The organism is Gordonia sp. SL306, assembly GCF_026625785.1.
In the GTDB taxonomy this organism is placed as follows: Bacteria; Actinomycetota; Actinomycetes; order Mycobacteriales; family Mycobacteriaceae; genus Gordonia.
The window spans coordinates 1,854,302-1,869,882 of sequence record NZ_CP113063.1; the positions used below are offsets into that span (position 1 = coordinate 1,854,302).

Here is a 15,581-nt window from a genome sequence, read left to right on the forward strand (position 1 = left end):
TGGTTCGACCGATGTCCGCCTCCTGTTCACCAGTACCGGCACGCGTAGCGGACATTCGAACGGTGACCGGTGCAGAGGGGCGTTACGGATGCGGATTCTGGTCCTGGGCGGCGACGGCTTCTGCGGATGGCCGAGTGCCTTGCACTTGTCGGCCGTCGGCCACGACGTCACCATCGTCGACAGCTTGATCAGACGCACGATCGACGACGAACTCGGCGTGCGGTCACTGACCCCGATCCACACCTTGGCCGAGCGCGTGGATGCGTGGCGTGAGGTGTCCGGGCGAGAAATCGACGTGATCGAGCTCGACATCGCCCACGATTACGCGGAGCTGGTCGAGCTGTTGGCCACATCTGCACCCGATGTGGTCGTCCATTTCGCCGAGCAGCGCGCGGCACCGTATTCGATGAAATCACCTGCGCACAAGCGCTTCACCGTGGACAACAACCTGAACGGCACGCACAATCTGCTCGCCGCGATCGTCGAGGCAGGCCGCGACATCCACGTCGTCCATCTCGGCACGATGGGGGTCTACGGTTACGAGACCGTCCCGGTGGACCTGCCCGAGGGGTACCTCACGGTCAGCTATCCGGATCGAGACGGCGAGATGCACTCGCGCGACATCCTCTACCCGACCCAGCCCGGAAGCGTCTATCACCTCACGAAGTCGTTGGACCAGTTGCTGTTCCAGTTCTACGCCCGCAACGACGGCATACGGATCACCGACCTGCATCAGGGCATCGTCTGGGGTACGCAGACCGACGAGACCGAGCGGGACCCCCGACTCATCAACCGTTTCGACTACGACGGAGACTTCGGGACGGTACTGAACCGGTTCCTGGTCGAGGCGTCTATCGGCTACCCGTTGACCGTGCACGGGACCGGCGGACAGACAAGGGCGTTCATCAACATCCGCGATTCCATCCGGTGCATCCGGCTCGCCGTCGAGTCCGGCTCGGAAGTGACCGAACAGGTCCGGGTGATGAACCAGATGACCGAGACCCACCGGGTCGCCGATCTCGCGCGACTCGTCGCGGATCTCGCCGGCGGGACGGTCGCCGAGGTGTCCAATCCACGCGCCGAGGCCGACGAGAATCTGTTGGCCGTCCGCAACGACCGGCTGCTCGGGCTCGGGCTCGACCCGATCCGCCTGGACTCGGAACTCCTGAGGGCCGAGATCGAGATCGCCCGCAAGTATGCCGAACGTGTTGACCGGCAACATATCCCGTGTACGTCGTACTGGACCGAGACTCGCCGTGCCGCGGCGGAGGAGCACGAGAAGTGAGCGACGAGAAGCCAGAAGACCCCTCGCCGAAGCCAAAATCGGGTGCCGAAGAAGAGGACACGACAAATAAGGAGTACTTCACCGGAGAACGCGGACGAACCGTGCCGCGCGCGGCGTGGCTGGTGCTGGCCGTCGCTCTGGTGATCCTCCTGGTGTTCGTGTTCGTACAGCCGAAATGGTTCACCCACGACGCCGACGACACCAGCCTCGACGTCCCGGCCGACCGTCATTTCACCAAGACGCTGGAGGGTGCCGGTTACGCGGACGGCGCCTGGCTCACCGACGATTCACCGTCGACGAGCTACCTCGTCACCTTCCCTGCTGACTCAGCGCGCGACGAGACGCGCCTGCACCTGTCGGGCACCTCCCAGGTGGCCGCGGACAGTGTGGTGTTCATGACCGTGAAGATGGATGGGCAGCAGGTCTACAAGAGCGAGCTGCCGCATGGCGAACACGACGTCGACACCTTCGTGGACGTCCCCGACCAGATCGCCGAGGACGGGCACGTCCGCGTCCAGGTGATGCTCACCGGCAGCCTCAGCGATCAGACGTGTGTCGCCGACCATTCGACGGGCATGCAGGTCCACCTGGATCCGGGAACCGTCGTCGAAGCCGCCCTCACCGAACGGGTGCACACGGTTCGCGACGCCGTGGTGTCCTGGAATCGTGACATCACCATCGTCCTCGGCGACCAGACCGACGAATGGCGAACCGCGGCAGCACAGTTGGGAATCGCCTTGACCCGGGCCGGGCATCGGGTCACCTACGCGGACAGTGTGCCGAGCTCGGATGTGCAGAACTCCATCGTTGTCGGGCCTGCACAGAAACTCGGCGATCTGGGCTGGTCGGCCACCGAGTCGTCCGACGACAGCATCGCGATGGGAACGGCCGACAACACTCCCGTGGTCGGAATCGTCAAACCACAGGGCGATCTCATCTCGAGCTTCCTGACCAGCACATCGGTGACCACCGCCGACTCGGAAAAGAATGATCCGCAAACGCTTCCGGTGGTCGCGGCGACCGGAAACGAGGTCGGGCTCGAGACGCTCGGCGCGGACACCTCGGTGACCCAGATCGGCGACAACCACAAATGGCGTGCGGCATACTCGCTCGCCGATCTCCCGGATGGCCGTCTACCGCAGGCAGTACGGGTCGCCTTGCAACTACCCGCATCACCGGACGACCTCACCTGGATCCTCAACACCGAACTCAACGGGCAACTCATCGACAGCCGACGGCTGCCGAAGACTCCCACAACACAACCCACGATCCCGTTGCCCCCAACAGCTCAGCTCATGGACAACACCGTGACGCTGACCGTGCAGCGTGACCGGAACATCGGCGGATGCGATGTGCGGGTGACGAACTACCCGATTCAACTCGAGTCGAGTTCGGCACTCGTGCTGGGCAACGATCCGGGTGCGGGCTTCACGTCCCTCCCCCGCACCCTCACGCCCGGGTCGGCGGTCTACTGGCCCGACGCGGCCAAGTCGAGTGCCGTCGACGAACTGAACGCGGTGATCCCGGCACTCACGAAATTCATCCCGGCCGGAGCGCAACCCACCTTCGAGTGGAATGCCCAGCCCGCGCCGGGTAAGCCGTTCGTCCTGATCGGCCAGAGCCCCGAGGTCAACACGCTGATCCACCTGCAGGACGGGCGTCTCGTCGCGGGCCCCGACTCCTCGGCCCTCGACATCTCGTCCTTCGACAACGGGATGGTCCTGCAGACCGCCACCAGCACGAGCCGCGCGGGCGGACTCGCGATCAGCTATGTCGGCGCACCCGGCCGGATGCGACTGCCCACGTTCGGCCGCGAGCCCGCGCAGGTCGTGACCTCGCAGGCGAGCTTCGCGGTCGGCCCCGACGGGAAGGTCGTCGACGGCCCGTCGGATTCGGACTCGCCGCGATGACCACGTCGGTTCCGAATCAGCATGCCGAGGAAGCGATCACCGATCACTTCCGGTCGGTCGACAGCGCACCGGCCGACTACGCCGTCGACCGTCCGTCGAGTGGCGTGAACGGCTTCCTCGTCACATTCGTCGGGCTGTCGTTGGTGTTCCTGTGCGCCCGTATGGTGCTGGCGCACACCGATTTTGTCCAAGTGCCGCGTGACCCCGTGCTTTTCGCAAAGGTGCACGGCGACGTCGTCTTCCCGTTACGCATGTTCCTGGTCCTCTTCTTCATCTCCTACGCGGCCTTCGCCTACTCGAACGTGTGGCGGCGACTGTTCATCGGGATCTCCTTGCTGGGAAAGTTCCTGGTGTTCTGCTTCGCCGTCGACATCACCGCATGGCTGCTCCATGACGCCGGGATCATCGACATCTCCGTCTTCGGCGCCCAGATGATCTCCGGTCTTGCGGCTCTGGCGATCTTCCCGCACACGATCATGCGTCAGGCCCAGCTCCCGCCACAGGGTCCGATGCCGTCGGTGCTCCCCCAACTGCCTCTCCGGCCATTCCTCACCTGGCTGGGATGCCTGCTGCTGGCCATCGCCGGTGCCGCCATCGCCATCCACGTCCTCTACAACCTCGTCGACGTGTTGAAGGATTGGGCCATCCTCGGCGGCATCGGCGCCGGTGTGTTCCTGATGCAGCAGATCCTCGCCGTGTCCACGGCACTCCTGGGACTGCGGGCGCTGAAGAAGTCGCGAAGCCACGAATTCGCACCGCGCGTGGCGATTCTGGTGCCCGCGCACAATGAGGCGCACAGCATCGCCGCCACGATCGAGGCGGTCGACGATGCCGCGGAGACCTATCCCGGCAAGGTCCATCTCTACGTGGTGAACAATGCGTCGTCGGACACCACCCAAGAGGTCGCCGCGGAGACCATCGCCAACTGCCGGTTCATCACCGGAGAAGTGCTCGAATGTCCGACACCGGGCAAGGCGATCGCGTTGAACATGGGTGTCGAGGAGATCAAGGAAGAGTTCATCGTGCGCATCGACGCCGACACGGTGATCGGTCCGGGATGCCTGGAAACGGCGATGCGTCATTTCGCCAACCCGGACGTCGGCTGCGTCGGTGGGCTACCCCTGCCGCTCGAGGAGAAGACCTGGATCGACAAGTGCCGACTCGTCGAGGTCTATATGCGCCACGGGTTCTTTCAGGTGTCCCTCGACGGCTACCAAGGGGTGATGGGTATTCCCGGGATGTTCGCCGTCTACCGCCGCAGCCAGTTGATCGAGGTGGGCGGCATGGTCCAGGGCATGAACGGCGAGGACACCGACATCTGCATGCGACTCACCTCGGCGGGTTATCACAGCGTCGCCGATCCGCATGCCGTGTACTACAGCGAGACGCCCGCCTCATATGCCCACCTCCGTGAGCAGCGGACCCGATGGTTCCGCAGCATCTACCACCTGACAGCACGCAACCGCGCCATCCTGCTGGATCGCCGAACGATGGTGGGCACCTTCGTGTTGCCGTTCAACCTCGTCAACGCCGCGCGCCGCGCCATGCTGCTCCCGCTCCTCATGTATGCGTCGCTGACGGGTTTCATCTTCCACGCGACATTCACCACCATGCGATGGCAGCCCATCGTGGCCACCCTGCTGGGTATGTCGATGATCATGACCGTTGCCGTCTGCCTGCTCTGGCGGCCGAGTTCCGTGCGATTCATCCCGCTGTATCTGGGATTCCGCGTGTTGCGTAGCTATTTCACGTTGGCGTCGGCGTTGAGTCTCATCTACCCGCCGATGCACCCACGGGTACCCACGCTTGCCGGGCTCCGGTTGAGCGGACCACGCGCCAGGCATCAGCGTCACCTCGACGAACTCCGGGAACCGAACCCGGATCCGCTGGTGCCGCCCGACATCACCCAGCCCGAATGACGCCGCAACCGTCGGTACGATGCTAGGTTTCCATGCTGAGGTCTCGATGAGCGGGAACCGGCGGCCGATGCCGTCGCCGTCTCTTGTACGAAAGGGGCGCCGACGCCGTGCTCAGACTCATCCCCGATTCGCAGCGACGAACCCTCGATGAACTCGTCGAGAGACTCGATCTCTCGACGGGTGACCGCGCCTCGAAGCAGTCCGCCTTCTGGATCATGCTCACGTTGTCGGGGATCATCGCCGTCTCCGGCGTGGTCGCCGACAGCACCGCCACCGTGATCGGCGCGATGATCGTCGCGCCGCTGTCCACACCGATCCTCGGCATCGGACTCGGCATCGTGACGGCCCGCGGCAAACTCATCCTGGCCAGTGTCGGCTATGTACTCGCCGGCGTCGTGCTGGTGACGTTGCTGGGCGTGATCCTGTCCCAGCTGTTGCCGAATCCCACGAACGTACTGACCAATTCGCAGGTCCTAGGCCGGACGTCACCCACTCTGGTCGACCTGCTCGCGGCCCTGGCCACCGGCGTCGTCGGTGCGGTCGCGATCACCCGACGCGACGTCGGCGATGTACTCCCCGGTGTCGCCATTGCCATCTCGCTGGTGCCGCCGCTCGGCGTCGTCGGAGTCTGCCTCGGCTCGGGTGCTCCCTCACTGGCGCTCGGGGCGTTTGTCCTGTTCGCCTCCAACGTGATCGCGATGATCATCACCAGCGTCGTCGTGTTGACGATCGGCTCCTACGGCCGAGAGGCGGCTGAGCAGGCGGCCGCCGAGACCGATTCGGCTCCGCCGCGCAGACACCGCCGGGCGTATGTGGTGCTCGCGATCGCGCTCATCGTGGTGGCGATACCGATGGTGCTCAACTCGTTGTCGTCGCTGTGGTCGCGGCAGATCGCCACCGCCGCCGACTCGTGGCTGCAGGACGCCGGAATGGGTTCGGCCGAGGTGACCGGGGTGTCGTGGACGGGCGGCACGGTGACCGTGAGCGTGCTGGGGCCACAACAACTGCCACCGGTCGATGATCTCCAACACACTGTCGACGACCTCGTACCGTGGGACCCTGAGGTGGTGGTCGTGCACACCGTCGGTGGTAGGCAGGCCGCGGAGTGAACCGACCAATGCACACGACACAACGAGAGAACTGAGGTGATTTTCATGGGGAGCCCCCAAGAGGCGACTCCGTCTGTGGCCGATGCGAACTCTGCGGCACAGTCCACTCTTCCGTTCGACAACACGAGTGATCTCGACAATGCCTCGCGCGGCTTGATCGCCACCCTGGATTCATCGGTGATCACCGGAGCGGACGGAAACGCCGTATGGGACTGCGGCGAATTCGGTTTCCTCACCGAGAGTTGCCCGCCGACCGCGAATCCCAGTCTGTGGCGACAGTCCGAACTGGTGGCGCGCCATGGCCTGTTCGAGGTGACGGATCGCGTCTATCAGTTGCGCGGACTCGATCTCTCCAACATGACGGTGATCGAGGGCGACGACGGCGTGATCATCATCGACCCGCTGATCTCGGCCGAGACGGCGGCCGCAGGTCTGAAACTGTATCGGGACCAGCGCGGAGACCGTCCGGTCAAGGCGGTCATCTACACCCACTCGCACATCGACCACTTCGGCGGTGTCAAAGGTGTGACCACACAAGAGGCCGTCGATGCCGGTGACTGCGTGATCGTCGCACCGGTGGGCATGGTGGAACACGCTGTGGCCGAGAACGTCTACGCCGGAACAGCGATGGGTAGGCGCGCGGCCTACATGTACGGAGCCGCACTCCCCCGCGGCCCGCAGGGGGCCGTCGGCGCCGGCCTCGGTCAGTCGACCTCGACCGGGCATGCCGGGTTGATCCTGCCCACGATCGACATCGCCGAGACCGGCCACACCGAAACTATCGACGGTGTGACCATCGAGTTCCAGATGACCCCGGGGACCGAGGCTCCCGCGGAGATGAACTTCTACTTTCCGCAGATGCGCGCGTTGTGTATGGCCGAGAACGCCACGCACACCCTGCACAATCTGCTGACCCTGCGTGGCGCGCTGGTGCGAGATCCGCATGTGTGGGCGAAGTACCTGACCGAGGCGATCACCATGTTCGCCGCGCGATCCGACGTCCTGTTCGCGTCCCATCACTGGCCGACCTGGGGCACCGAGGAACTCACGGAGTTCCTTGCTCAGCAACGTGATCTCTACGGCTACCTGCACGACCAGACCCTGCGCGCGCTCAATCAGGGTCGGACCGGGCTGGAGATCGCCGAGGACATCCAGTTACCGCCCGCCCTCGAAAATGCCTGGCACACCCACGGCTACTACGGCTCGGTCAGCCACAACGTCAAGGCCATCTATCAGCGGTACATGGGATGGTTCGACGGCAACCCTGCGCACCTGTGGGAGCATCCACCCGAAGAGTCGGCCAAACGACATGTCGAGTTCATGGGTGGTGTGGACGCGGTCGTCGAGAAGGCGCGCAAGACATTCGCCGACGGCGATTTCCGTTTCACCGCGACGGTACTCAACTACGTACTGTTCACCGACCCGGATTACTCGGCCGCACGCGAACTCCAGGCCGACACCCTCGAACAGCTGGGTTACGGTTCCGAGAACGGCACCTGGCGCAACTTCTTCCTGATGGGCGCCTACGAATTGCGCAACGGAGCAATCGGGACCCCCACCACGACGGCAGCACCCGACATCCTCGCCGCGATGTCGGTCGAGCAGTTGTTCGACGCGATCTCGTTGCGAGTCGACGGTCCTGCCAGCTGGGACGCGCACATCACCCTCGATTGGATCATCAGCGATGAGGGCATCCGCCATCGCACCGAGCTGCGCAACGGTCTCCTCGTGCACTTCGATGTGCCAGACGATGCGCCCGGAACGGCCGAAGCGACTTTCACGCTGACGAAGGCTGCGCTGCTGGGCGTGCTGCTCGGCGGGGTCGACTTCAACGAGGCCATCTCCGACGGCTCCGTGTCGGTCGAGGGCGACGTCTCACGCTTCGCCGAGCTCGCCGGTCACCTCGACAAACCTGACCCGGATTTCGCCATCGTCACACCCTGATTCGTCCGACAGCCGAAGGGCACACCACAAGTGGCGTGCCCTTCGGTTGTTCTTGACGGAGATCAGTCCGGGGTGACGATGGCGAACTCCTTGTCGCCCGGATCGAGAACTGCGGTCAGCCGGCCGAGCACCGACGCGTCGCCGCTTACCTCGATACCGGCCTTCGCGAGGCCGTCTGCCGACAGACCGCCGCCCGCCAGTGCGGGAAGTGCGGCCTTCGTCGTCGTCAGGGTCAGGGTCACCGCCGCGTCATCGGCCTGCGGATAGGTGCTGTAGGTGAGCACACCGCGAGCCAACCGGAGACGATACCGCTCGTCGAGGTCGGTGAGCACGACGTCGATGGTCAGGTTCTCGTCCCAGGCCTTCGGCCCGTTGACCTGAATTGCGATGGCATCGAACAGCATCGGCGGTGACAGCTGGGCGATGATGTCGGGGGCGTTGGTCTCGGTGGGCGTCCCGAAGTTACCCTCGCGCAGCTCAGTGGTTCCCGACAGGTAGAAGTCGCGCCACGTACCGTTCTCCGACCCGTAGCCGAGTTGCTCGTAGGTATCGGCCAGCAGTTCCTTCGCGTCGGCGTGGTCGGGCTGGGCGAACACGACATGATTGATGACCTGCGCGACCCAGCGGTAATCACCGGCGTCGAAGGACTCGCGGGCCTTGGTGACCACCGCGTCGGCACCGCCCATGAACTCGACGTAGCGTTTCGCCTGCTCGACCGGTGTGTGCTCCCACAGGTGGGCCGGGTTGCCGTCGAACCATCCAAGGTAGCGCTGGTAGATCGCCTTCACGTTGTGGCTCACCGAACCGTAATAGCCGTGCGTGCTCCACGCTGTCTCCAACGCCGGTGGCAGCTCGATGGACTCGGCGATCTCCGGTCCGGTGAGCCCCTTGTTCATCATCCGCAGCGTCTGGTCGTGGACGTAGGCGTAGAGGTCACGTTGTGTCGTCAGGAACTCGACGACCCGCTCGTTGCCCCAGACCGGCCAGTGGTGAGATGCGAACACGGCCTCTACCTCACCCCCGAACAAGTCGACTGTTTCGGTGAGATACTTCGCCCATCCGTGTGGGTCGCGGACGACAGCTCCGCGCAATGTCAACAGATTGTGGAAGTTGTGGGTGGCGTCCTCGGCCGCACACAGCGCCTTGAAGTCGGGGAGATAGATCAACATCTCCGACGGCGCCTCGGTGTCGGGGGCCATCTGGAACACCATGCGCACCCCGTCGACGACCTCCTCGTGCCCGGTGGTGGTGATGATGTCGGTCGGCGGGAGGAGCGTCACGGTACCGATGGACAGCGTCTGCCCGAGCCCGGCACCGACCTGGCCCTCCGGCCCGCGTTCGAGGGCCGCGCCGTACATGTAGCCGGCACGTCGGTTCATCGCGACGCCCGCGTACACGTTCTCGGAGATGGCGTGCTCCATGAAACCCTCGGGGGCGAAGATCTTCACCTTCCCCGCGTCGAGCTCCTCCTGAGACACGAAGCCGCGGACACCGCCGAAATGGTCGGCATGTGAATGCGTGTAGATGATCGCCTTCACGGGACGATCGCCACGGTGTTCGCGGTAGAGCTCGAGAGCTGCTTTGCCAGTCTCTTCCGACAGGAGCGTGTCGATGACGACGACGCCCTCGTCGCCTTCGATGAACGACGTGTTGGACAGGTCCATGCCGCGCACTTGGTAGATACCCGGCACGACTTCGAACAGTCCGTCGATGGCCGCAAGTTTGGACTGTCGCCACAGACTCGGATTGACGGTGTCGGGAGCATCCCCCTGCAGGAACGAATAGGTGTCGTTGTCCCAGAGAACTGTCCCGTCTTCGGCTTTCACCGCATTCGGCTGCCGCCGGGCGACAAGCCCACGCGTCGCATCGTCGAAATCCGCGGTGTCGGAGAAGGGAAGTGAATCGAGCAACTTCCGCTGCTGCTCGACAATCGTCGCTGACGGTGGTTTCCGAGTATTCGCCATGGCATCCACCTTGCCATCTTTTGCCAACTCGGTGTTCACGATCAATCATGTCGTGGCGTCTTCATCGAAGGTTCACTTCGCCCGCGACGCCGCCGGACGACGACACGTCAGTGACCGCCGATCGTCAGCTGGAGAACGGTCCGCCCGTGGGGATCACCGGACCGGTCGGGAGGCCCGTTTCGGTGGGGATCCCTGTCGGGAAGCCCGTTTCGGTCGGTGCGGTCGGTGTCGAGGAGATCTTGTTCAAGAACTCGACGGCGACGTCGTATTGGGGTGTTCCGCAGTTGGGGCATTCGGCGCCACCACCGGGGATGTTGAGCCAGTATCCGGTGGCACCAGCGGTCTTGGCGGCGTTGTAGACCTCGATCATGTCGTCGGCGGTGACCTGCCGGCCATTCGGATTCGTACTCACCCCCGCCAACACCGGTGCGCCGTCCGGATTTGCCGCGTACGCAGCCTGCACGGCTTCCTTGACGAACGAGGTCGCAAACTCGGTCGCCTCCGTACGCTGCGCCTGGATCTCGAAACCGTCGGCGATCGCAGCACCGGGAGTGACCAACCGGTCGATGAACGCCTGGTAGAGCGCATCCCCCGACAACCCCGGTTGGAGCACGTTCATCAGATCGATGGCGGGCGCGAAGATCACGCCCTTGCCGTACCGGTGGGCCACGTTCTCGGCACGACGCAACGCGCCGATCGGGTCACGCTGATCACGTGGCGGTGTCAACGACGACGCCTCCAGATCCAGCAGCACCCAATGCATCGAATCCGGGACCTCCCCCGCCCGCAGCGCACGCGCCAGATCGGCGGCGCTGCGAAAGTTGAAGGTCGGAGTGCCGTTCGGCAGATAACTGTTCGTGTAGACATGCTGGACCAACAGCAGAGTCGACGGATCGTTCAAGTCGTCGAGCTCCGACTGCGGCAGCCCCGCATCAACGAGACCGGGTACCGATCCGGAGACCATGATCCAGCGGGGGGCGGGCACCGACGGCGCCGAAGGAGCGGCATCCGCACGCGCCAAAGCGGCTGTCACCGCAGCGGCCAGCACGAGCACGGCCACGATGAGACGTCGCTTCCCTACCACCTCGACCCCTAACGATTCCTGAGCAACCTTCTTTCAGTCAGCGAAGGCGTGCTTTGGTGACGTTACCGGGGTTGTACCCCGTTGATGGGCGATATGTCAGGTCCAGGATCTGCCATGGGTTCGCAGTCCCGCAGTCCGGCTGGATCACCCCAGCCCGGAGATCCCCTTGCCGATCAGCACGACGCCGATCACCAGGATCAGCGTCGCCATGACGGTCTTGTTGTTCTCCTGCAGCCAGGCCTTGAGACGGTCCAACGGATCTCGTAGCCGCTCGGCCGCCACCTGATACGCGAGAACAGGAATCACCACCGTGGTCGCCGCCAGCAACGAGAACACCACCACCGCCACGATATTCGAGCCGGAGGACAAGGCGGCGCCGCCGATCGTCACGCCGGCGGCGATGCACATCATCAGGTTCTTCGGATTGATCGCGGACAGTGCGAATCCGAGACCCAGTGCGGTGAACGGTTTCATATCGTCGATCGCCGCCATCCACTTCGGCGTCGAATGGTCGCCACTGCGCGCTCGCCATTCGCGGATTCCCTCGGCGAGCAGCAGCACACCCAGCGCGAGCTTGATCCAGGCGCCGGTCTTCGAATCGGAATCGCCTGCGGCACCACCGACGAGCACGAAAATCGTGGTGGCGATGACGATCCCGGCCAACCAGCCGATCGCGAATCCGATGCTGGTTGTCCGGGCATGCTTCCCGAGGAGCATCAGGATCGCGCCGATGATGGGGATCGGTGAGATGGCGACCCCGACCGCCAGCGGCAACAGATCACCCAATACCGATCCCACAAAACCTCCTCGGCCGTGCACGGCGACACCCGTCTCGGTGACCGTATCCCAGAACCACAGCCGACGTGCACGCCTGCTCGAACGTGGTCAAGTTCCGGAGAAATCGCCGTCGTTTGGGCGGGAGCACGTGCGTCCGGACGCCTAGGCTGATCGGGTGTCTGTCGTGAAGCGGTTCAGACGTCCCACCATCCGTGTCTCGCGCCCGCGTCCTTCAGACGCGATCTCCGGGCTCGTGACCGCGTTGTTCTCGATCCCCGAAGGGATGGCCTACGCCAGCATCGGTGGCTTCAACCCGGTCAGCGGCCTCTACTCGGGAATGGTCTCGACCCTGGTCGGTTCCGTCTTCTCCCGCACCGTGCTCATGGTGACGACGCTGACCAGTGCGATCGCACTCTCCGCCCAGAGTGTGCTCGCACAGGCAGGCCTCGATCCCCACGACATCGGGAACATCGCGATGCTGACGGTCGCCGTCGGTGCGGTGATGCTTCTGTTCGGTCTGCTCCGCATCGGCGCGATCATGGACTTCGTCTCGAGTGCGGTGATGACCGGCTTCACCGCGGGTATCGCCGTTCAGATCGTCGCGGGCGTGATCAAGGACGTCACCGGATACAAGCCCGACGCCCACAACACGGTGTGGAAGTTCGTCGACGCCTTTGCGCATATCTCCCAATGGTCGGCACACGCCGTGATCGTCGCGCTGGCCACGGTCGCCGTCTGGGCGGTGTTCCGGTTCATCAAACCGCTCGAGTCCTATTCGACACTGATCGCGTTGGTGGTGGTCACCGCCGTCACCGCCGTCAGCGGGACCGATGTCGAGACCGTCGGCGACATTGCCGAGGTGCCGAACAGTCTGCCCCCGTTCACCGTCCCGGATCTCTCGGCATTCCCGGATCTGCTACTCGGCGCGTTCGCGATCGCCCTGGTGGCGCTGGCCCAGGCGGCAGGCATCTCGGCGGCCGTCCCCAACCCCGACAAGTCGCGACCGAACGCGTCGGGTGACTTCTCCGCGCAGGGCGCGGCCAACCTGGTCGGCGGTTTCTTCGGGTCGTTGCCCACCGGCGGCTCGTTGTCGCGCACCGGCGTCGCGGTGTCGGCCGGCGCTCAGACGCGGTGGGCCGGGATGTTCGCCGGCATCTGGCTGATCTTGCTCGTCCTCATCGCCGGCTCGGCCGCACAGATCATCCCCATGGCGGTCATCGGTGGCCTCCTGTTCGTGATCGGCTTCGAGCTGATCCAGGGCCGGTGGGCCGACATCGTGCTGGTGTTCCGCACGGCAAGGTTGAGCGCCGTCGCCTTGATCGTCACCTTCGTCGCCACCACCCAGATCCCCCTGCAGGACGCCATCCTCGTGGGTGCCGCGATCTCGTTGATCTTGTACTGCGTTCAGGCCGCGCGCGCGGCACGGTTGGTCGCCCTCGTGCCGGACGATGGTGGCTGGCGGGTCGTCGACACACCGCAGACCCTGCCCGCCGACGGCATCACCGTCCTGGACTACTCGGGTGTCGCCTTGTTCGCCGAGGTACCGCGCATCGCCGAGACGTGGCCGACCGTCGGCGACGACAACGGTCGTAGCGCGCTGATCCTCAGCGTGCGCACACTGCCCGACGTCCCGTCGTCGACGTTGCAGAAGTTGTTGCGCGCCCACGCCGACGAACTACGTTCCAAGGGCGGCAGATTCATGCTCGCGGGCGTGCGGCCACAGCTGATGAAGGGCATCGAGAACGCAGGTCTCGTCGACGCCGTCGGTCGCGACAACATCTTCGAAGCGACCGACCGGGTGTTCGAATCCGTCGACGACGCCTATGCCGAGGCCAAGCGGTGGCTCGATGCCGCACCGGAGTGACGACCGGTCAGATACAGATGCTGATCCGCAGAGGTGGAGGCACCGGCACGGCCACACAGATCGACACCGAACCGAAGGCTCCCGCCGCCTGATGCGGTTCGACCGGTGCCGCACCTGCGGTGGGCGCCACGAACATCCCGATCGACACGGCGGTGGCCGACCCCGCCACCACAAGAGCCATTCTGCGCTTCATCGTCTTCCCCCTCTGCCAAGCAGCTCGGCAGCCCGCCGCGCCGTTCGGATATTACCCCGGCCCACGCTCACCCGGCCGGCACCGCCGTCGTGTGCTTTCGTGATCGGGTGACCACGACTCATCTCGGCCAGATCTTCCACGTGGCGGGCCGTCCTGTCGTCACCGAGGCGGCCGACGCCCTGACCTGGATACCCGACGGTGCACTGGTCCTGGACGGCGCAGGCACCATCGTCTACTGCGGCCCGCGCGACGGCCGGCCTGCCGCGCGCACTCCGGGGTCAGCCGAGCGGATTCACGACCACGGCGACGGGTTTCTCATCCCCGGATTCGTCGACGCCCACATCCACTTCCCGCAGACCTACTCGGTGGATGCCTACGGCGGCGGACAGCTGCTGGAGTGGCTGGAGACGTGCATCTTCCCGGCCGAGGCTCGGCTCGCCGATCCCGGTTTCGCCCAGCAGATCGCACGGGATTTCACCGCCCGCCGGATCGCGGTCGGGACCACCGCCGCCATGGTGTTCGGTTCGGCATTTCCGCACGCCCAGGACGCGCTCTTCGACGAGACTCGTCGAGCCGGTCTCCGCCTGGTCGGCGGTCGCGGCATCCAGACCGTCGGCGGTCCCGCATCCGCGCCCCTGCTGACCACCGAACAGCAGGCGATCGACCTCACGGCCGACGAGATCAGCCGCTGGCACGCAGCCGATTCCGGCGATGTCTCCTCGGCACTGCTGCATGTGGCGATCGTGCCGCGATTCTCACTGTCGGTGACCACGGAGACCCTGGCCGGTCTCGGCGAGCTCTACGATGACGTGCGCGATCGGGGTGTGTACGTGCACACCCACCTCAACGAGAACAATCGCCTCGGCGACGGCGAGATCGACCTCGTCAAGCGCAGTTACGAGGTCGATTCCTACCTGGACACCTACGACGGCCGGTTCCTGCCGGGCAGCAGGACCGGCGGGGCCGGGCTGCTCGGTCGCCGGACCGTCATGGCGCACGCCGTGCACTGCACCGACGACGAGCTCACGCGGATGGCCGAGACCGGGACGTCGATCGCACACTGCCCGGTGTCCCAGCTGTTCCTCGGTTCGGGCACCATGCCGTGGAAACGGACCGTCGCCGCCGGGATCACGATCGCGGCCGGCACCGACGTCGGCGCCGGAGACGAATGGTTGATCTCGCGGGTGCTGTCCGACGCCTTCAAGGTTCATCTCAGCGAGCCGGGTGCGGGGAGTGTGGCGATGCACCCGGCCGAGATGTTGTTCACCGCAACGCTGGCCGGTGCACGAGCGCTCGACATGGAGAACCGCTTCGGGAACTTCGATGTCGGCAAAGAGGCGGACTTCCTGGTTATCCGACCCGAGCGGTGGACGCCTCTGGAATCAATTCTGCGCCAGGGCATCCGGGCCGACGACGAGGTCACCGCCCGCGATCAGACCCTGTTCGCGCTCTTGATGGGATTACGAGAACCCGCGATCGCGGAAGTCTACGTACGCGGGCACCGAGTCCGCACCTGAGTGGTGCTGTCGGCG

At 65.0% G+C, this 15,581-nt stretch carries 11 protein-coding genes; 7 read left to right on the forward strand and 4 right to left on the reverse strand.

The window, feature by feature from the left end:
* Positions 1 to 88 precede the first annotated feature (88 nt).
* The 5 genes from OVA31_RS08485 to OVA31_RS08505 all read left to right on the forward strand — a co-directional run bounded on the left by OVA31_RS08485 (position 89) and on the right by OVA31_RS08505 (position 8,167).
* Complete coding sequence (locus tag OVA31_RS08485; protein WP_267630639.1) at positions 89 to 1,285, forward strand: NAD-dependent epimerase/dehydratase family protein; 1,197 nt, start codon at positions 89 to 91, stop codon at positions 1,283 to 1,285.
* Positions 1,282 to 3,195, forward strand: coding sequence for a hypothetical protein (locus tag OVA31_RS08490; RefSeq protein WP_267630640.1), 1,914 nt, complete (start codon positions 1,282 to 1,284; stop codon positions 3,193 to 3,195). The genes OVA31_RS08485 and OVA31_RS08490 overlap by 4 nt, the downstream gene beginning before the upstream one ends.
* Complete coding sequence (locus OVA31_RS08495; RefSeq protein ID WP_267630641.1) at positions 3,192 to 5,114, forward strand: glycosyltransferase; 1,923 nt, start codon at positions 3,192 to 3,194, stop codon at positions 5,112 to 5,114. Before OVA31_RS08490 ends, OVA31_RS08495 begins: the two co-directional genes overlap by 4 nt.
* A gap of 107 nt (positions 5,115 to 5,221) precedes the next feature.
* Complete coding sequence (locus OVA31_RS08500; protein ID WP_267630642.1) at positions 5,222 to 6,223, forward strand: TIGR00341 family protein; 1,002 nt, start codon at positions 5,222 to 5,224, stop codon at positions 6,221 to 6,223.
* Positions 6,224 to 6,268: 45 nt separating this feature from the next.
* Complete coding sequence (locus OVA31_RS08505; protein ID WP_267630643.1) at positions 6,269 to 8,167, forward strand: alkyl/aryl-sulfatase; 1,899 nt, start codon at positions 6,269 to 6,271, stop codon at positions 8,165 to 8,167.
* Positions 8,168 to 8,229: 62 nt separating this feature from the next.
* Here OVA31_RS08505 and OVA31_RS08510 read toward each other — a convergent pair whose 3' ends face one another.
* The 3 genes from OVA31_RS08510 to OVA31_RS08520 all read right to left on the reverse strand — a co-directional run bounded on the left by OVA31_RS08510 (position 8,230) and on the right by OVA31_RS08520 (position 12,013).
* Positions 8,230 to 10,131, reverse strand: coding sequence for an alkyl/aryl-sulfatase (locus OVA31_RS08510; protein WP_267630644.1), 1,902 nt, complete (start codon positions 10,129 to 10,131; stop codon positions 8,230 to 8,232).
* Between the two features lie 124 nt (positions 10,132 to 10,255).
* Complete coding sequence (locus OVA31_RS08515) at positions 10,256 to 11,191, reverse strand: hypothetical protein (protein ID WP_267630645.1); 936 nt, start codon at positions 11,189 to 11,191, stop codon at positions 10,256 to 10,258.
* Positions 11,192 to 11,359: 168 nt separating this feature from the next.
* Positions 11,360 to 12,013 (reverse strand): GAP family protein, encoded by a 654-nt coding sequence (locus OVA31_RS08520; RefSeq protein WP_267630646.1) that lies wholly within the window; start codon positions 12,011 to 12,013, stop codon positions 11,360 to 11,362.
* Positions 12,014 to 12,176: 163 nt separating this feature from the next.
* Here OVA31_RS08520 and OVA31_RS08525 point away from each other — a divergent pair, with 163 nt between their 5' ends.
* Complete coding sequence (locus OVA31_RS08525) at positions 12,177 to 13,856, forward strand: SulP family inorganic anion transporter (RefSeq protein ID WP_267630647.1); 1,680 nt, start codon at positions 12,177 to 12,179, stop codon at positions 13,854 to 13,856.
* A gap of 7 nt (positions 13,857 to 13,863) precedes the next feature.
* Here OVA31_RS08525 and OVA31_RS08530 read toward each other — a convergent pair whose 3' ends face one another.
* Positions 13,864 to 14,049: a hypothetical protein gene (locus OVA31_RS08530; protein ID WP_267630648.1), complete on the reverse strand. Its 186-nt coding sequence runs from the start codon at positions 14,047 to 14,049 to the stop codon at positions 13,864 to 13,866.
* Between the two features lie 107 nt (positions 14,050 to 14,156).
* On the opposite strand from OVA31_RS08530, the gene OVA31_RS08535 reads away from it, so the two are divergent.
* Complete coding sequence (locus tag OVA31_RS08535; RefSeq protein ID WP_267630649.1) at positions 14,157 to 15,566, forward strand: amidohydrolase family protein; 1,410 nt, start codon at positions 14,157 to 14,159, stop codon at positions 15,564 to 15,566.
* The last annotated feature ends 15 nt before the right edge of the window (positions 15,567 to 15,581 follow it).

Bases quoted from the DNA above. Each gene is read 5' to 3' on its own strand.
- OVA31_RS08485 (WP_267630639.1), top strand. From the start codon at position 89: ATGCGGATTCTGGTCCTGGGCGGCGACGGCTTCTGCGGATGGCCGAGT.
- OVA31_RS08495 (WP_267630641.1), top strand. From the start codon at position 3,192: ATGACCACGTCGGTTCCGAATCAGCATGCCGAGGAAGCGATCACCGAT.
- OVA31_RS08505 (WP_267630643.1), top strand. From the start codon at position 6,269: ATGGGGAGCCCCCAAGAGGCGACTCCGTCTGTGGCCGATGCGAACTCT.
- OVA31_RS08510 (WP_267630644.1), bottom strand. From the start codon at position 10,131: ATGGCGAATACTCGGAAACCACCGTCAGCGACGATTGTCGAGCAGCAG.
- OVA31_RS08530 (WP_267630648.1), bottom strand. From the start codon at position 14,049: ATGAAGCGCAGAATGGCTCTTGTGGTGGCGGGGTCGGCCACCGCCGTG.